The organism is Bacillus sp. THAF10, assembly GCF_009363695.1.
In the GTDB taxonomy this organism is placed as follows: Bacteria; Bacillota; Bacilli; order Bacillales; family Bacillaceae_I; genus Sutcliffiella_A.
Genome location: NZ_CP045403.1, coordinates 2752893 through 2769808, shown reverse-complemented (window position 1 = coordinate 2769808; position 16916 = coordinate 2752893). Strand labels below are relative to the sequence as shown.

At 38.7% G+C, this 16916-nt stretch carries 18 protein-coding genes and 1 pseudogene; 14 read left to right on the top strand and 5 right to left on the bottom strand.

Annotated elements, in window-relative coordinates:
• Window positions 1-122 precede the first annotated feature (122 nt).
• Complete coding sequence (locus tag FIU87_RS14535; protein WP_152445259.1) at window positions 123-890, top strand: YrrS family protein; 768 nt, start codon at window positions 123-125, stop codon at window positions 888-890.
• A 401-nt stretch (window positions 891-1291) separates the two neighbouring features.
• Here the strand turns inward: FIU87_RS14535 and FIU87_RS14530 are convergent, their stop codons facing one another.
• Window positions 1292-2458 (bottom strand): IS256 family transposase, encoded by a 1167-nt coding sequence (locus FIU87_RS14530; protein ID WP_152445258.1) that lies wholly within the window; start codon window positions 2456-2458, stop codon window positions 1292-1294.
• Between the two features lie 328 nt (window positions 2459-2786).
• On the opposite strand from FIU87_RS14530, the gene FIU87_RS14525 reads away from it, so the two are divergent.
• Window positions 2787-3770, top strand: a complete 984-nt coding sequence (locus FIU87_RS14525) for a nuclease-related domain-containing protein (protein ID WP_172971070.1) — start codon at window positions 2787-2789, stop codon at window positions 3768-3770.
• On the opposite strand, the gene FIU87_RS14520 is transcribed toward FIU87_RS14525, so the two are convergent.
• Together FIU87_RS14520 and FIU87_RS14515 are read right to left on the bottom strand one after the other, a co-directional pair.
• Window positions 3767-4246 (bottom strand): putative periplasmic lipoprotein, encoded by a 480-nt coding sequence (locus FIU87_RS14520; RefSeq protein ID WP_152445256.1) that lies wholly within the window; start codon window positions 4244-4246, stop codon window positions 3767-3769. The genes FIU87_RS14525 and FIU87_RS14520 overlap by 4 nt on opposite strands.
• Window positions 4247-4309: 63 nt before the next feature.
• The gene (locus FIU87_RS14515; RefSeq protein ID WP_152445255.1) at window positions 4310-4519 is read right to left on the bottom strand and encodes a YrzA family protein; all 210 of its coding nucleotides are present in this window, start codon (window positions 4517-4519) and stop codon (window positions 4310-4312) included.
• A 213-nt stretch (window positions 4520-4732) separates the two neighbouring features.
• On the opposite strand from FIU87_RS14515, the gene FIU87_RS14510 reads away from it, so the two are divergent.
• The 5 genes from FIU87_RS14510 (at window position 4733) to FIU87_RS14490 (ending at window position 9936) form a co-directional block, all read left to right on the top strand.
• Window positions 4733-5374: a class I SAM-dependent methyltransferase gene (locus FIU87_RS14510; protein WP_152445254.1), complete on the top strand. Its 642-nt coding sequence runs from the start codon at window positions 4733-4735 to the stop codon at window positions 5372-5374.
• Window positions 5375-5450: 76 nt separating this feature from the next.
• Complete coding sequence (mtnN, locus tag FIU87_RS14505; protein ID WP_152445253.1) at window positions 5451-6152, top strand: 5'-methylthioadenosine/S-adenosylhomocysteine nucleosidase; 702 nt, start codon at window positions 5451-5453, stop codon at window positions 6150-6152.
• 28 nt (window positions 6153-6180) lie between these two features.
• Window positions 6181-7104: a PLP-dependent cysteine synthase family protein gene (locus FIU87_RS14500; protein ID WP_152445252.1), complete on the top strand. Its 924-nt coding sequence runs from the start codon at window positions 6181-6183 to the stop codon at window positions 7102-7104.
• A 1-nt stretch (window position 7105) separates the two neighbouring features.
• The gene (locus FIU87_RS14495) at window positions 7106-8242 is read left to right on the top strand and encodes a bifunctional cystathionine gamma-lyase/homocysteine desulfhydrase (RefSeq protein WP_152445251.1); all 1137 of its coding nucleotides are present in this window, start codon (window positions 7106-7108) and stop codon (window positions 8240-8242) included.
• A gap of 158 nt (window positions 8243-8400) precedes the next feature.
• Window positions 8401-9936, top strand: coding sequence for a carboxypeptidase M32 (locus FIU87_RS14490; protein ID WP_253905429.1), 1536 nt, complete (start codon window positions 8401-8403; stop codon window positions 9934-9936).
• Between the two features lie 50 nt (window positions 9937-9986).
• Here FIU87_RS14490 and FIU87_RS21085 read toward each other — a convergent pair whose 3' ends face one another.
• Window positions 9987-10160, bottom strand: coding sequence for a membrane lipoprotein lipid attachment site-containing protein (locus FIU87_RS21085; protein ID WP_172971069.1), 174 nt, complete (start codon window positions 10158-10160; stop codon window positions 9987-9989).
• A gap of 246 nt (window positions 10161-10406) precedes the next feature.
• Here FIU87_RS21085 and FIU87_RS14485 point away from each other — a divergent pair, with 246 nt between their 5' ends.
• The 3 genes from FIU87_RS14485 (at window position 10407) to FIU87_RS14475 (ending at window position 13490) form a co-directional block, all read left to right on the top strand.
• Window positions 10407-10637 (top strand): YrhC family protein, encoded by a 231-nt coding sequence (locus FIU87_RS14485; protein ID WP_172971068.1) that lies wholly within the window; start codon window positions 10407-10409, stop codon window positions 10635-10637.
• 370 nt (window positions 10638-11007) lie between these two features.
• Window positions 11008-11970, top strand: coding sequence for an ABC transporter ATP-binding protein (locus tag FIU87_RS14480; protein WP_152445249.1), 963 nt, complete (start codon window positions 11008-11010; stop codon window positions 11968-11970).
• The gene (locus FIU87_RS14475) at window positions 11967-13490 is read left to right on the top strand and encodes an ABC transporter permease/substrate-binding protein (RefSeq protein WP_152445248.1); all 1524 of its coding nucleotides are present in this window, start codon (window positions 11967-11969) and stop codon (window positions 13488-13490) included. Before FIU87_RS14480 ends, FIU87_RS14475 begins: the two co-directional genes overlap by 4 nt.
• A gap of 29 nt (window positions 13491-13519) precedes the next feature.
• Here FIU87_RS14475 and FIU87_RS14470 read toward each other — a convergent pair whose 3' ends face one another.
• A complete protein-coding gene (locus FIU87_RS14470; RefSeq protein ID WP_152445247.1) occupies window positions 13520-14407 on the bottom strand; it encodes a helix-turn-helix domain-containing protein in 888 nt (295 codons plus the stop codon).
• A 200-nt stretch (window positions 14408-14607) separates the two neighbouring features.
• Here FIU87_RS14470 and FIU87_RS21580 point away from each other — a divergent pair, with 200 nt between their 5' ends.
• From FIU87_RS21580 to FIU87_RS14455, 4 genes and pseudogenes are all read left to right on the top strand, one after another.
• Complete coding sequence (locus FIU87_RS21580) at window positions 14608-14730, top strand: hypothetical protein (RefSeq protein ID WP_301538630.1); 123 nt, start codon at window positions 14608-14610, stop codon at window positions 14728-14730.
• A 31-nt stretch (window positions 14731-14761) separates the two neighbouring features.
• Window positions 14762-14998, top strand: a complete 237-nt coding sequence (locus FIU87_RS14465; protein WP_152445246.1) for a hypothetical protein — start codon at window positions 14762-14764, stop codon at window positions 14996-14998.
• 218 nt (window positions 14999-15216) lie between these two features.
• Window positions 15217-15414 (top strand): annotated as a pseudogene (locus FIU87_RS14460) (RNA polymerase subunit sigma-70); the annotation flags it as partial.
• Window positions 15415-15712: 298 nt separating this feature from the next.
• Entirely contained in the window at window positions 15713-16720 is a 1008-nt protein-coding gene (locus FIU87_RS14455; protein ID WP_172971067.1) for a Gfo/Idh/MocA family protein, read from the top strand.
• Window positions 16721-16916: the final 196 nt, after the last annotated feature.

The window sequence follows — 16916 nt, the reverse complement described above, 5'->3', positions numbered from 1 at the left end:
AACAAACTTGTAATCCGTTTGTTACCTATGTTGTCCCCTTTTTACTGTCTATTCAGCAGTATTGATGTTACAATAAACTATTGTAATTATACTATTTTTGGTACTGTCTAGGAGGGACGCATATGCCTTTAGACTTTAATAAAGGTGGCTCACGATACGGCCGAACAACAAAGCGTAAGAAAAACAACATGGTATTAAATATCTTGATTGGTATTGTCTTTATATTTATTGTAGTTCTTGCTTCATCCTTGTTTTTTGGGAAAAATGATCCTGCATCCGTTTCAGAAAATCAACTGGCAACAGATGAGCAAGCACTAAACAAAACAGAAGAAAACTCTGATAAAGAGAAAGAGGCAACTAAGGAAGCAGCTGCTGAAGAGAAAGAAGCGGAAGCGAAGGAAGCGGAAGAAAAAGCGGCAAAGGAAGAGGCTGCTGCTGAGAAAGAAGCGAAAGAAAAGGAAAAAGCAGAGAAGGAAGCTGCTGAGAAAGAGAAAGAAAAAGAGAAAGAGAAAGAGAAAGACGAAGAATCTGAATCTGATTCTGATCAAGAGGGAACAGAGGTTACAGAAAACTCCGATGACCCAAACGTTATAAAAACGATGACGAATCCGGGATGGGGTCCAGTTGGAACAGAACAATCTGAGCCTCATACATCTGTGTACGATGAAAGTCATGTCGACTGGAAAGAAAAGCTGGATGCTGTACACGCAGCGACTGGTTTGAAAAGTGGAGATTACACGTTGATGTTCATGGGTAACGGCGGAAGCGCACACACTTCGGTTGCTTCTATTTCTGTGAAATCTAGTGGGGAAAACTATAAGGTATACCTAGAGTGGGTGACCGAAAAAGGTTGGAAGCCTACGAAGGTGGAACAGGTGAAGGAACTATAATACGAAATTGGGTTAGCCCGCTCTGGCTGTTGTGCTGGGGTGGGTTTTTTGTTGGGTTTTGGTTGGAAATGGAAGTGCTGCGTTAAGTGCTTGAAGTGTTTGTTTTGGTTGGGGGTGTGGGGGGCGGATGGGTTGCTGGTGGGAGAGTGTACCGGCGGGCGAAAAATGTCGAGGAGTGTCGAATGGCATTTATAAGTCAAGTCCTTAATATTGTGTAAAATTCCTTACAAGTGTTTTCAACTGTTAAAAGTTTATAGTTTATTGCCCTCATATTTTTTGAGCGAAACTTCCATGGTATTATCTCTTCATAGCCAGGGTGGGCTGTCAAAGGTTCTTCACTTTGACAGCTCATTCTGGCTATGAAACAATCCATGATGGAAGTTCCACGCAAACAATAGTAACTATTTACTAAAGGACTTTCTCTTTGCGTAAACAGTTTGTTGATAGTGTAGTAAGACAGCCCCCACTAAACGAAAAGCTGACTGAGTGTTAGGGAAAATCCGTATTACTCTTTCTCTTCTACGAACCTCCTGGTTTAACCTTTCTAAACAATTCGTACTCCTAATATGAGGGCGGATGTTTTGTGGGTGTTCCATATATTGAATGGTATCTTCAAAACCTTCATCAAGAACTTTTAAGGCTTTTTCATATCTCGTGTTCTCCGCAAATTGGCTCATGAGTTCCTCTTTGAAGTTTCTCATATCTTCAATCGTTACAGCTTCAAAAATACGTTTAATCATTGTTCTGATTTCTAAGGAATCTTTCTTAGGGAGTTTCTCAAAAATGTTTCGTTTGAAGTGTACGTTACATCTTTGCCAGCTAGTACCAATAAATTCCCGTTGAATAGCTTTTTGTAGACCTTGATGAGCGTCAGAAACAACTAGTTTAGGTGATTGAAGCCCTCGTGATTTAAGCTGTTGGAAAAAACGAGACCAGCTTTCATAGTTTTCGACATGATCAACCTGAAGACCAAGAATTTCACGTTGGTTTTTATCCGTCAGAGCTGTCGCAATATAGATAGCTTTGGAGACAACACGATGGTGCTCCCGCACCTTGGTATACATAGCGTCTACAAAGACAAAAGGATAGTAGGTGTCATTAAGAGGCCTCTTGGCCCAGTCATTAACGATAGGATCTAGCTTTTGAGTAAGAGAAGACACAAACGATTTGGAAACATTTTCTCCGCAAAGCTGTTCCACAATATGCGTCACCTTACGAGTGGATACACCATTAATGACCATTTCTACCATGGAGAGAACGAAGGCTTGGTCACATCGGGCATATTTTTCGAAAACGGAAGGTGAAAAATCACCATTTCGAGTGCGTGGTACTTTGAGCTTTAGTTTCCCAATACTCATCGTAAATTCACGTTCATAATAGCCATTACGATAATCCAAACGCTCTATTGAGCGTTCATAAGCAGCAGCTTGTAAGTATTCATCTCTTTCTTTTTCCATGTATTCATTTAGCACCAGTACAATCGCAGATCTAACTACTGCTTCCATATTAGAATTCATTACTGCATCTTTTAAAAGGTCGATATCTAGGTTAAACTGTAATTGAGTCATTCTTATTCCTCTTCTCATTGTTTATCGTCGTTGAAAACAGTGTTGACAAGAAGGAATAAAATGACTCTTTCTTTTTACACAATTATATGGACTTAATCCATTTATATTGGGAAAAGGCGCAAATAAAACAGAAACAGCGCAAATAAAATCAAAAAGGCGCAAATAAAACAGAAATAGCGCAAATAAAACGAAAACAGCGCAAATAAAATAAAATTTCCGCAAATAAATCAGCTCACAGGAAGTTTTCTTTAAAAATCTCAGAAAAAATACAGGTAATTTTCTCCCGCTAGCGAAATAAGTACTGGAAAACTACTAAATGGAGGTTAAAATGATCATAAAACAAAGAGAAAAGCCAGTTAGATTGCTAGCCCATGAGGCTGGAATGAGAAGAGTCCCTAAAACTCATCCAAAATACCCTCAGATTGAAAAAGAATATTACAGATTGCATTATGGATACAAAGGTGAAGAAGCTATGGATTACTACTCCTCCTTTCTGCCACACGAAAACTATAAAGTACTACATGGACTAAGGATTCAGGATACAAAAGGAAGGCACTTTCAAATGGATTCTTTACTACTCTCGCCAACACATGGCGTAATCTTAGATTCAAAATACATAAACGGAGTATTAGAATTTGATTTAGATAACAGCATCCTAATTCGTCACAAGGATGAAGGACATGAAAGGTTTGGTGATCCGTTTTCCCAATTAGCTAGACAAAAATGTCAACTAGAGGGTGTAATAGATAATTTAAAGTATCCACCACTCCCCATCTATACTCAAGTTGTCCTCACTCATAACCAAGCTAGGCTGCACCCAAACACTCCTACTCTTAAAAGCCAACTTTCTTTTCATACGAATCTCCCATTAAGAATGCAAAGGATAAATGATCTTAATAAAAATACGGTTTTGACAAATAAAGAACTTCAAAAGTTGGCCAGGACTTTAAATCGGAAACACGAATCGGATTCCTTTAATTTCATGGAATACTACGGGTTATCTAATTCAGAAATTCTAAAAGGAGTTATCTGCTCAAACTGTTTATTCTCTCCAATGCGCAAGTATTTACAAGTGTGGAAATGTCCAGGTTGTATGAGTGTGGAGAGGGCTTCCATTGTCCCAACTCTATTTGATTTTAAGTATTTGGGGTTAGGAGATACCATAACCAATCAAGAACTAAGAGATTTTATATATATTGATTCAGTATTTGTAGCTTCCAGGCTATTAGCTAGCCAGAATTTTCCCCACAAAGGCAACAAAAAAGGCCGAACTTACCTTCTTGAATTCGAAAATAAAAAACCACCACCCTAATCCCCGGCAGTGTCTTTCTTCACCTCTAATCCAAATGCATACGAAACGGTGCCACCTGGATTGCTATTCCATATCACATCATAACCGAAATAGTACACGCCTTCTTCAGTTGGAGCATGAAAAGTATGCTTGTTAATCAAAACGGTCTCCCCTTCATAGGCATCGGTAAACGAGTATTCCAGTGTTTCCTCATCAGGGGCGATACTTTCTGGAAATACAAATTTCAGCTCCATGCCTGGAGCAACCTCAATAATGTCTTCAAAAGTTACTAAGTGAACATAGCCTGCAGTGTCGGTACAAACTCCTTGATTTCCATAATCCCAGCAATATGCACCTTGAATCAAATCGTATGTATCCTCGCCCACCCCAACCTGAACAAGTGGAGGCATCTCCCCTAGACCAGTACCAGCACCTAAACTACTTCCACACCCCGCTAGCAGAGCGGTCATCAAAATACCTAATATCCATTTCCTCAATTTCGCCACCACCGCCTCTCTACCTTATAGACGAATGGTGGTTTCCAAAAGTTACAAATTAAACTACTTTGTATTTAGCTTAAAATGTACCACTGCACTGTAAAACCGGCGGCCATCCCCATCCACATGCATTTGATGAGATACGCTATGGACTCCGAGCATGATAGCCCTGTTATGGTCAATTTGTTCGGCAATTTTTTTCTCGAGTGTTTTTAGATCTTGGGCTTCAAAAAACTCACATTTATCTTCAAGTAAACTAAAGTCGAAATTCATTAAATCCAACTCCTTCAATCGGGATTATTTATCTGAAAACTCACAACTTTCTTAACCGTTAAAAACCTTGTTTTGCCAGGGTTCTGAGACAATCTTACCAAACTATTTCGTTGAAGAAAATAGGAAGATGTGATAGATTAAGAACAGTTATTCTTTTAATTCATACTATACTCATAGGAATTATATATTTTAAAAAATAGTGGAGTGATATATATGGGACGTGAATTTGTTGAATTGTTTAATGATTGGGCTAATTATTATGATGCAACCGTAAGTGGGAAGGATCAGGAGTATGCAGAGGTGTTTCGAGGTTATGAGGATATTTTAAAGGACGTGGCAGTTAAAGCGATTAGTCCTGTTGTGGAATTTGGCGTTGGCACTGGCAACTTAACGCAGGAGCTTCTGAAGGAAGGACACAAAGTTTTTGCTATTGAGCCATCAAAAACGATGAGAGAAAAAGCGGCAGAAAAGCTTCCAAACAATGTGATCATTGAGGATGGAGACTTTTTGAGCTTTCCTGAGCCGTCTGAACAAATTCAGTCTATCGTTAGCACGTATGCTTTCCATCACCTTACTGATTCTGAAAAAGAAGAAGCAATTGCCTACTATGGAAAGTTACTTGATAAAGGTGGTAAAATAGTATTTGCTGACACGGTCTTTGAAAACAAAGAGGCGTACGATGCGACAATTGAACAGGCAGAAAAACATACATTCCTGAATTTAGCAAACGATTTGAAAACGGAATATTATACAACGATGGAAGTACTCACAAGTCTTTTTGAAAAGCATAGCTTTACAGTGGAGTATCAGCGTTTTAATCATTTTGTCTGGGTAATGGAAGCAACAAAACAATAATGGTCCGCCGTCTTTTCTCTCTTTTTAAAGAGGATCGGCCTGGCGGCTAATCTTATGGAAAGAGGGAATTTAACAAATGAAAATAGCAATCATTGGAGCAATGGAAGAAGAAGTTACGATTATGCGAGAAAAAATTGCTGGTATGGAGACAACAACTGTTGCTGGTTGTGAATATTATACAGGAACGTTAAATGGTGTTGAGGTAATTCTTTCTAAATCGGGTATCGGAAAAGTAAATGCTGCGCTTAGCACTGCTTTGCTGTTAGAGAGGTTTCAGCCAGATGCAGTGATAAACACTGGTTCAGCTGGTGGTTTCTCACCTGCGTTAAATGTAGGAGATGTGGTTATTTCAACGGAAGTGCGTCACCATGATGTGGATGTTACGGCATTTGGATATGAGTATGGACAAGTTCCTGGACTACCGGCGGCGTTTGAAGCGGATGCAAAATTAATGACCGTGGCAAAAAAAGCTGCAGAAAATGTTAGTGGTATGCAAGTGGTAGAAGGCTTGATTGCTACAGGAGATTCCTTTATGAATGATCCAATCCGTGTAGAAGCAGTTCGGGAAAAAATGCCAGAGCTACAAGCTGCGGAAATGGAAGCGGCGGCAATTGCGCAGGTGTGTCATTCCTTTAAGGTTCCATTTGTGGTCATTCGTGCACTTTCTGATATTGCTGGAAAAGAATCCAACATCAGCTTTGATCAGTTCTTAAGTAAAGCGGCATTGCACTCTTCTATGTTGATTGAGAACATGCTAACAGAATTAAAAAACGCATAAGGTACGGCTGAAAGCAGGGGGAAACAAAATGAAAGTATATAAAAATGTTCATAGTCTCATTGGCAATACTCCGCTTGTGGAGTTAAGCAATGTAGAGTTGCCAAAGGGAGTGCGGCTTTTTGCGAAGCTGGAATTTTATAATCCTGGTGGAAGCATTAAGGACCGGCTTGGAAAAGAGCTATTAGAGGAAGCAATACGTACTGGAAAGCTAAAAGAAGGGGGCACCATTATTGAGCCTACTGCTGGAAACACCGGAATTGGCTTAGCGCTGGCGGCTGTTGGCACGAGCTATAAAGTGATGGTGTGCATGCCGGAGAAGTTCAGTATCGAAAAGCAGGAGCTCATGAAAGCCCTTGGTGCAACAATTGTGCATACTCCAACCCCGCTTGGGATGAAGGGTGCAATAGCTAAAGCGCAGGAGCTTTTAAAGGAAATCCCGAATTCCTATTGTCCTCAGCAGTTCGGAAATCCAGCAAATCCAGAAACGTACTATAAAACACTTGGTCCGGAGCTTTGGGAACAGCTAGATGGTAATGTGGATGTGTTTGTTGCTGGAGCAGGTACTGGTGGAACATTTATGGGAACAGCAAGGTACTTAAAGGAAAGGAATCCTTCTGTGAAAACAGTGATTGTGGAGCCAGAGGGATCCATCTTAAATGGTGGCGAGTCCGGTCCTCATAAAACTGAAGGAATCGGAATGGAATTTTTGCCAGGATATATGGATGAAGCGTATTTTGATGGGATTCATACGGTATATGATGTGGATGCGTTTGATCGTGTGAAAGAATTAGCGCAAAAAGAAGGGCTGCTTGTTGGAAGCTCTTCCGGTGCAGCGTTGCATGCGGCATTACTGGAGGCGCAAACAGCGAAGGAAGGTACCAACATCGTGGTTATATTTGCCGATAGCAGCGAGCGTTATTTAAGTAAGAAGATTTATGAAGGAGGCATTTAACATGCATAAAAAAACGAAGCTGATACATGGTGGGATTTTTGGAGATCCGCATACAGGGGCAGTATCCACACCAATTTATCAGGTAAGCACATATAAGCAAGAGAGCGTTGGGAATTTTAAAGGGTATGAGTACTCGAGAACAGGAAATCCAACGCGTCATGCATTAGAAGAATTGATTAAGGATTTGGAAAACGGAAAAGCGGGCTTTGCGTTTGGATCTGGTATGGCGGCGATTACAGCTGTGATGATGCTGTTTAACAGTGGAGACCATGTTGTGTTTACAGATGATGTGTATGGTGGGACTTACCGCGTCATGACGAAAGTGTTAAACCGTATGGGCATTGATTCTACTTTTGTGGATACTTCTAATGTAGAAAACATTGAAGCGGCCATTAAAGATAACACAAAGGCAATCTTTATTGAAACACCGACGAATCCATTGTTAAAAGTAACAGATATTCAAAAGGCTAGTCTTGTTGCGAAAAAGCATAATCTCTTAACGATTGTGGACAATACGTTCAGTACGCCATACTGGCAAACACCAATTACTTTAGGTGCAGATATTGTATTGCATAGTGCAACGAAATATATTGGCGGTCATAGTGATGTGGTTGCTGGCCTTGTGGTTGTAAATTCTGAGAAACTAGCAGAGGATTTGCATTTTGTTCAAAACTCTACTGGTGGTATTTTAGGGCCTCAGGATTCATGGCTATTAATGCGCGGCATTAAAACGCTGGGCTTGAGAATGGAAGCGACAGAGAAAAACACACAGCGTATTGTGGAATTCCTTGAAAGTCATCCGTTTGTAGGGAAAGTGTATTACCCAGGACTTGAGGACCATCCAAATCACGAGGTAGCAAAACAGCAGGCAGGTGGCTTTGGTGGAATGGTATCCTTTGATATTGGAAGCGCGGAAAAAGCGGATCAACTCTTGGCTAGAATTAAATACTTCACCCTAGCAGAAAGTCTTGGAGCGGTTGAAAGCTTAATTTCTGTTCCAGCTCGAATGACGCATGCATCTATCCCTGCTGAACGTCGTGCGGAGCTTGGTATTGTTGATGGGCTTGTCCGTATCTCTGTAGGGATTGAAGATGTAGAAGATCTTATCGCAGACTTAAAACAAGCAATAGAAGGTTAAGCAACTCCCCTTAGAAGAGGAAACTCTTTTAAGGGGTTTTTTATTTTGGAAAAATAAAATCTTTATTTCAAAGCAAATATTATTCCTATAGAGTAGAAATCTGCTATAATATGTAAGAATACATACTATTCATACTATTTCTACTAGGGGGAAAACAGATGTCTACCGTTCCTGTTTTAGAAAAAAGCATTCAAGAAAAAGTGGACGCATTTACTGCATTAGATGAAAAACTTTGTCATTATAGTGATGTATTGGGCTTATTAAGCTGGGATTCCAAAACAAAAGCACCAAAAAAAGGGAGATCTCTTTTTGGAAAAGCTAGAGGGACACTTTCGACTGAGGCTTTTAAGCTTTCCATCTCTAATGAAATGGGAGAGCTGCTAGCGTTTTTAACCGAGGAGAAGGTAATGGAACAGCTTGATGCTGTAACAAAGGCTTGTGTAATGGAGCGAAAAAAGGATTATGATAAATCCATAAAAATTCCTGCTCAGGAATATCAGGAGTATGTAGTGCTTGTTAATGATGCAAATGAGGCATGGGAGGCTGCTAGAGAAAATAATGATTTTGCTTCCTACGCGCCGGTGTTAGAAAAAGTACTAGCCTTTAAAAAGAAGTTTGCGGAGTATTATGGATATGAAGGACATCCATATAATGCTCTTTTAAATGAGTTTGAGCCTGGATTGACTGTCGAAACATTAGACCCACTTTTTAAAGAGCTACGTGAAAAAAGTGTAGAAATTTTAAACAAAATTAAGGCGTCCAAGTCACAACCACGTGAAGATATTTTTGCGCAAGATTATGATGTGGAGGCGCAAAAGAGATTTAATCAGTATTTGTTGCCACTAATCGGTTTTGATATGGATGGCGGACGCTTAGATGAGACGGTTCATCCGTTTGCATCCTCAGTAAATACCGGAGATGTTAGAATTACCACGCGGTACTTAAAGGATAATGTCAGATCTGCTATTTTTGGCACCATTCACGAAGCAGGTCATGGAATGTATGAGCAAGGTGTAAACCCTGAATTTGAGGGTAGAGTGATTCGCCGTGGAACCTCATTTGGCATTCATGAGTCACAGTCTCGTTTCTTAGAAAACATGGTTGGTCGCAGCAAAGAATTTTGGGTGTACTTCTATAAAGACTTGCAGGAACATTTTCCAACACAATTACAGGATGTGTCGTTGGATGATTTTTATCGTGCCGTCAATAAAGTAGATCCTTCCTTTATCCGTGTAGAAGCCGATGAACTGACCTATAATTTGCATATCATGATTCGTTATGAGGTGGAGAAGGGTCTTTTTGCAGGGGAGTATGAGGTAAAGGACCTTCCAAAAGTGTGGAATGAAAAAATGGAAGAGTATTTAGGAATCACCCCTCCAACTGATACATTAGGTGTGCTACAAGATGTACACTGGTCCTTTGGTGGCTTTGGGTACTTCCCTTCTTATTCATTAGGAAATCTTTATGCAGCACAGATTTTATACACGTTCCTAAAAGAAATGCCAGACTTCTACGATAAAATTGAGCAGGGAGATTTTAAAGCAATTCGTGAGTGGCTAGGGGAAAACATTCATCAGTACGGAAAGCTATACTCTCCAAATGAATTGATTGTCAGATTAACAGGAGAAGAGCTTGATGCGAAGTACCTTGTTCGCTATTTAGAAGAAAAATACTCTGAAATTTACAAGTTCTAATAAAGAAAGCCAGATGTAGGAAAGGTGACTTTTCCGTACATCTGGCTTTTTTAATCTTCGTCGTTCTTTTTCGTATAAAGCGTACCGTCTTTTGTGTTTTCATCTGCACTTTTTTGGGATTCTGGTGGTGGATCAACGATGATGACCTCTTCGGTACTATTCACTCCAGGAGAGCAGGCGGTTAAAAATGCTACTAGAAAGAAGCCAAAAAATAGCTTATTCATGAGGTCCCTCCTTCATTAATTTTCCTACTATTATAACGAGGAATAGAAGCTGATGACAGGGTTGAATCTAGTAAAAATCAGATTGATTCTTTATACCTGAATAGGTTTTATTATTAAGTGGGAATAAGGGTGCAAGCTAGAGAAATTACTGGAAACATCCGCTTCTTTTGTCACCGAAAGGGAAAATTTTCAAGCCTCCCTATCTATTAATCTATGTTAAGCTAAAAGGAGATGGGAGGTTTCTCTATGAATGTAAAAGAGCTTCAAGGAAGAATGCAGGATTACGTTAGATTTTCCATTGTGTTAACGACAATAAGTGTATTTTTATATATTGGAGTTGCCTTTCAAAACGCAGGAAAAGCGTCTCTTCAATTGTATAGCATGATGGGTACTACCGTCCTATTACTCGCTTTTGCAATATTTTTTGGTTTTAAAGCAAGAAAAATAAAACAACAATTACTAGAGCATGAAGAATAAGAAACAAAGAGGAGTCAGGTTAATGGGCTCCTCTTTTTTATATTATCTTTTTGATTTTCGGTAGACACAACCTTCCTTAAAGCATTTTCTTTTGCATCGTTCGCCCCCGTTTTGATATGATGGTTTTTCCTCACATGAACTAACATGGGACTTCACGAGTGATTAATGCCTTTCACATATTCTGGATAGAATCCACAGCCTGAAAAATAAAAAAACATCTGTTCATTTTTGACACCTTATTCAAGAAAAAATCTTGCCAAATATACCATGATGGGAGAGTTTGCGGTTTAAGTAAGTATGCAATAGGGTAAGTATTGTTTGTACTTTTGGAAACACTAAAAAATAGTAGATTATTGAGGAGTGCATAGGATTGATAACCTTTCGGGATGTAACAAAAACATACGATGATGGGACGACTGCCGTGCAATCGTTCAATCTTGAGATTCGTGAAGGAGAGTTTTTGGTTCTCATTGGACCGAGTGGGTGCGGAAAAACCACAACTCTCAAAATGATCAACAGATTACATAAAGTATCAACGGGGGATATTCTTATTGATGGAAAGAGCATAACAGATCACAATATTCATGAGTTGCGATGGAACATTGGGTATGTGCTACAGCAAATTGCTCTTTTTCCACATATGACCATTGAAGAAAACATTGCGATTGTCCCAGAGTTAAAATCTTGGAAGAAGAAAGAAATTAGTAAACGAGTGGACGAACTATTAGAACTGGTAGGTTTAGAGCCTGATACATACAAAAAGCGCAAGCCTTCTGAGCTCTCAGGTGGGCAGCAACAACGTGTGGGAGTGGCCAGAGCGCTTGCGGCAAATCCCCCGATTATCTTAATGGACGAGCCGTTTAGTGCCCTTGATCCCTTAAGCAGAGAGCAGCTGCAACAGGATTTTTTGAAGCTAAAAGAAAAAATTCAAAAAACCATCGTGTTTGTTACGCATGATATGAATGAAGCATTAACGCTTGGAGATCGTATTTGTTTGATGAAGGATGGAGAAATCGTTCAGGTAGGAACACCACAAGAGTTTCTTCATCATCCTAAAAATGATTTTGTAAAATCTTTTATCGGAAACAGACAAAGCGTTCTGCAGATGCCATTAGGAGAACTTCTCGAGGAATTTGTCTTAATGAACACCTCCCAATATCCATCTCCTAAAGAAGTGGATAGCAGCACTTCTTTAGGAGAAGCGCTTGAAATTTTCAGTATAGAATCTGCCATAACCATTACACATCAAAACTCACCAGCTGGTGTCCTTACAAGAGAAAATGTGTTGCTTTTCCTTCATAAGCACAGCAAAGAAGGGGGAGCTGTTTCATGACTTTTTTACAGGATCTATTTGAAGCACGAGGGGACCAACTTTGGTCTGCAATACTTGAACATATTCAAATCTCTGTCATTGCATTAGCCATTGCGGTTGTCATATCCGTTCCTTTGGGGATTTATTTAACTCGTCAGGAGAGAATTGCTGAGCCTGTTATTGGAATAACGGCTATCCTTCAGACGATTCCATCCCTTGCCCTTTTAGGTTTATTAATTCCACTCGTTGGAATCGGATTTGTTCCAGCAGTCATCGCCCTATTTCTATATGCACTTTTGCCTATTCTACGGAATACCTATACAGGAATCAAAGAAGTGGACACTAGCTTAAAAGAAGCGGCAAAAGCAATGGGAATGACGTCGATGAAACGGTTGTTCAAAGTGGAGCTGCCTCTTGCGCTTCCAGTCATAATGGCGGGAATCAGAACAGCAATGGTGCTGATTATTGGTACGGCCACCATCGTTGCCTTAATAGGTGCTGGGGGATTAGGAAGCTTGATCCTTCTTGGTATTGATCGAAACGACAATGCCTTAATTTTACTTGGAGCAATTCCAGCTGCCCTGCTTGCCATTGTTTTTGATATGATCTTAAGAATTATCGAGATCTCAGCCAAAAAAGGCTCAGGGAAAAAAGCATTCATCGCAGGAATCGTGGTTGTCCTTCTCTTCCTTTCTCCATTTGCCGTTATGAAAGCGACTGAACCAGATCTTGTCATTAGTGGGAAAATTGGAGCAGAACCAGACATTATCATTAATATGTATAAGCTATTGATAGAGAACGAAACTGATTTACAAGTGGAGCTAAAGCCTTCATTAGGTAATACAACCTTCGTATACAGAGCATTGAAAAATAAAGAAATTGATATCTATCCGGAGTATTCTGGGACAGCTATCATTACATTACTTGGAGAGGAACCTGTTAGTATTGACGAGGAAGAAGTATTCGAGCAAGCCAAAGCAGGCTTATTAAAACAAGATGATTTATACTATCTGCAGCCAATGGGCTTTAATAATACTTATGCATTAGCAATTCCAGAAGAATTTGCTCAACAAAATGACATTGCAACAATCAGTGACTTGAATGGAGCGAAAAACGAAATCAAAGCAGGATTTACGCTAGAATTTTCAGACAGAGAAGATGGATACCTTGGTATTCAAGAACTGTATAACATCACATTTGAAAATCTAACTACGATGCAGGCCAAATTACGTTATCAAGCCATTGAAAGTGGGGATGTAAATCTTGTGGATGCCTATTCGACAGACGCTGAAATTCAGCAATTTAACTTAAAAGTGCTAGAGGACGACAAAAATCTGTTTCCTCCATATCAAGGTGCACCACTGCTGCGTCAAGACACGATAGAAGAGTATCCAGAGCTAGAAGACATATTAAACAAATTGGAAAATCAGATTAATGATGATGAAATGAGAAATATGAACTACCAAGTCACCGTAGAAGGGAAAACACCATATGAGGTGGCCAAAGAATTTTTAAAAAGTAAAAACCTCTTAGAGGAATAAAAAAAACTAGGCAGCGATGCCTAGTTTTTTTATTCCATTAATACGGAAAGCTCATTGATCTTCTCTTTAATGTGTTTTACGAAAATCTTGTTCTCTTGAATAATAAAAATATGAATGGATTTGTTATAGTATTCAATGGCAATGTCATTGCATTGAAGCAAGCTGTAGTTGTATCCAATATGATAATAAAGATTGCCTAGTCCATACAGGCTGTTTTGTTTTACACACCATTTAATTGCTTGAATACATGTGTCGTTTGATTCTTCTAATCTTTTTAATCGAGTAAGAGTTTTTGCTTTATTATATAATATTTTTGTTTTAATTGTTGGATCTTGATGATATGGTAATTTCATGTAACTTTCAATAGCGCGGTTAAAAATTATTAAAGCATCTTCGCAGTTATTTGTTTCAAAATGAACGATTGCCATACTATTCAATATTTCAATTTCTCTTTCTCCTAACAATTTCGATGTCATTTTGGTTAGGTCCAGAGCATTTTGTAATAGCCTTAAAGCCTCTTTTTTATCTTTTTTTAAATGATAAATACAAATTCCTTCCGTAGATAGGAGAAATTGTTTATTTTTACGATTGTTTATAAATAGAGGATTTTTTCTTTCATTCTCTACAATTGCGTAAACTTCCTCGAATTCACTGCGATTCATCAAATTTCTTACTTGAACAAATACCTCTTTTACATAGGATAACTGGGGATTTGTGGCTAAATCATAAAAATAATTTATGTCCACACCTAGTCTTTCTGCGATATAATATAAGGTGTTAGCTAATGGATACACTTCCCCTTTTTCAATCTTACTGATCTGTGACTGCGTACAGATCCCTTCACTCAGCTCAGCTTGTGATAAGTTTAGAGCAGACCGTAGGATTTTTATCTCTTTTCCTATTAATGAAAAATCCACTTTCTATCACATCCTAAATAATAAAATATTCCTAGAGTTATAATTTCCTATAAAATACGAAGTAAATGGGAGAAAATAATGTATTTGTCCATTTAAACGCTTAATTTCGGGAAAATTATGATTTTTTATTATAGTGTAAAATACTTATAAAGCTAGTTTAATACGTAATAAAAATAAAAAATGGAAAGAGGTAATGAAAGATGAAAAAGTTTGTTTTAACGTTTTTGGTTGTTTCATTAACTTTGTTCGGTGCTAGTGCAGTAACTTCTCATGCTGCTCCTTCTGATGATTACAAAAAGAATGAATTACCACCTCTATATTAATTCATAATTTCCAAAAAGGAAGGTTGATACCATGTCAGCGACAAGTACTAACACTTTTGAGCTTACATGCTTTTGGTTTATCGTAGTGGATCGTGAGCAAAAGGCACGTAGGCGATATCGGGTTGCCCAGCTTGTAGATTACAAAAATAAAACATATGCAGAAGTCTCTAAGTGGTTTGAAACATTGTTTCAAGAGTACAGTGTTGTGAAAGTAGGCAAGGGAACCATACCTTCTAAACTTAAAAGATACCCTTATATTCAGTATTAGAATCTTCCTAGTCTCTAGGAAGGTTTTTTTTATTTTGCATGTTGAACACTTGTTCTATATGTTAAAATTGTACCATTAAATAACTTTTTTTTGCATAGAAATTTGTAAATGGATGTGCAAGAAAGGATTATTTTACATCGTACTTGCACACTTTCCATTTCTTTTACATAAGAATTACTATTGGGCCTTTGCCTAAGCATTCTAATGGAGGTGAAAGTGTGTCAAGCATACTAGCATCGGTAGGATACTTACTTAAAGAACTTGTTTTTCTAGTTTCTTACGTCAAGAACAATGCATTTCCACAGCCACTGTCATCAGGAGATGAAGCGAAATATCTGAAATTGATGGCAGAAGGGAATGATGAGGCAAGGAATATACTTATTGAGCATAACTTGAGATTAGTGGCGCATATTGTCAACATATTATGAATAAGAAACCATGTCAAAATAAGATTAGCAAAATGTATAAGATTGCAGGAACGTTTAAATTGGATAGAAAAGGATCTAAGTACCCAAAAGTATAATAAAATGGGACAAGCTCCTCTGTAGTCGTGCTATCCGTTTAATTCTAATGAAAAACATAGAGGGGTTAGTGAACATACTTAGAAAACCCTTCTATGTTTTTTTATATGATAAAATATGTTTACGTAATTATGGAATGTAAGCTAAGTTTTTGAAACAATTTTCTATAAAAATGAAGAACGAGGGGAATAGAATGATTAATCTTGCGCTACTTGGAGCGTGGCATGTTCACACAGAAGGATTTTTGCATGCTGCTCTAGCAACCAATAAATGCCAACTTACGGCTGTATGGGACACGAATGAAGAAAGAGGAAAAACACTTGCAAAAAAATATGGTGTCCCATTTATCGAACAATTAGAAGAGTTGCTTAGAATGGAAGAAATTCATGCAGTGATGGTGGAGTGCGAAACTACGCTTCATAAGGACGTAATAATCAAAGCAGCACGTGCAAAAAAACACATTTTCACCGATAAGATCCTCACCACTACCACACAAGAAGCAGAGGAAATCAAGATGGAGGTTGAAGAAAACAATGTGTCGTTTTTTATCAGTCTTGAGTCAAAAGAAATTGGAGCCTATGCCTATGCAAAAAAACTTGCAGATGAAGGAATACTAGGGGACCTAACGTCTCTATATTTCAGAAGAGCTCATCAGGCAGCCCTTGTTCCTACGATGCTCCCAGATTATTGGTTTGATGCGTCACAAACTGGGGGCGGTGTAACACTCGACCTTGGGTGTCACGGATTTTATCTTCTCACGCATTTTCTAGGAAAACCCAACACAGTGACGAGTAGAATGGGGGAGAGGATGGGAACAGGAAACGACGAGATTTCCACAACGATCGTAGAATTTGAAGGTGGGGCAATCGGAACGGCTCATACTTCCTTTTTATCCTACAAACTAGATAATATGCTTGAAATCATAGGAACAGAGGGCATTCTTCTTGTATCCGGAACACCTGATACGACTTTTCGGATGTTTCTACAAACTAAAAACAAATTAGGATACGAAGAACTTACTCTTGTACCAGCTACCCAGTTTCCAGAAGATGTTATGCCAAGTGCTGAGTTCGTCGAGATGCTTTCTGTTGGAGAAAAAGAACATCCACTCTACAACATGCAGTGTGCATTGGAATTAACGCGTCTTGTTGAAAGTGCATACGAATCTGCTAAATCTAACACAACAATGGAAATCCATTGAACCATTAAATATGAAAAAGCTCCTGTTTCGGAGCTTTTTCATATTTAATCTTGATCATGCTATAAATAATCTTGGGAGTATTATTACCTACTTTATTTAAGTAATAGTACAATCATCCGAACTCATACCTTGTGTTGAGGTGATGAAGTTTGGCCAAAGAAATAAGTTTCATCTATCACCCAAGCACAGATAGAGA

Coding starts and splice junctions, on each gene's coding strand:
- FIU87_RS14485 (WP_172971068.1), top strand. CDS start 10,407: ATGAATGTAAAAGAGCTTCAAGGAAGAATGCAGGATTACGTTAGATTT.
- FIU87_RS14475 (WP_152445248.1), top strand. CDS start 11,967: ATGACTTTTTTACAGGATCTATTTGAAGCACGAGGGGACCAACTTTGG.
- FIU87_RS14535 (WP_152445259.1), top strand. CDS start 123: ATGCCTTTAGACTTTAATAAAGGTGGCTCACGATACGGCCGAACAACA.
- FIU87_RS14515 (WP_152445255.1), bottom strand. CDS start 4,519: ATGAATTTCGACTTTAGTTTACTTGAAGATAAATGTGAGTTTTTTGAA.
- FIU87_RS14510 (WP_152445254.1), top strand. CDS start 4,733: ATGGGACGTGAATTTGTTGAATTGTTTAATGATTGGGCTAATTATTAT.
- FIU87_RS14500 (WP_152445252.1), top strand. CDS start 6,181: ATGAAAGTATATAAAAATGTTCATAGTCTCATTGGCAATACTCCGCTT.
- FIU87_RS14530 (WP_152445258.1), bottom strand. CDS start 2,458: ATGACTCAATTACAGTTTAACCTAGATATCGACCTTTTAAAAGATGCA.
- FIU87_RS21580 (WP_301538630.1), top strand. CDS start 14,608: ATGAAAAAGTTTGTTTTAACGTTTTTGGTTGTTTCATTAACTTTGTTC.
- FIU87_RS21085 (WP_172971069.1), bottom strand. CDS start 10,160: ATGAATAAGCTATTTTTTGGCTTCTTTCTAGTAGCATTTTTAACCGCC.
- FIU87_RS14525 (WP_172971070.1), top strand. CDS start 2,787: ATGATCATAAAACAAAGAGAAAAGCCAGTTAGATTGCTAGCCCATGAG.
- FIU87_RS14495 (WP_152445251.1), top strand. CDS start 7,106: ATGCATAAAAAAACGAAGCTGATACATGGTGGGATTTTTGGAGATCCG.
- mtnN (WP_152445253.1), top strand. CDS start 5,451: ATGAAAATAGCAATCATTGGAGCAATGGAAGAAGAAGTTACGATTATG.
- FIU87_RS14465 (WP_152445246.1), top strand. CDS start 14,762: ATGTCAGCGACAAGTACTAACACTTTTGAGCTTACATGCTTTTGGTTT.
- FIU87_RS14455 (WP_172971067.1), top strand. CDS start 15,713: ATGATTAATCTTGCGCTACTTGGAGCGTGGCATGTTCACACAGAAGGA.
- FIU87_RS14490 (WP_253905429.1), top strand. CDS start 8,401: ATGTCTACCGTTCCTGTTTTAGAAAAAAGCATTCAAGAAAAAGTGGAC.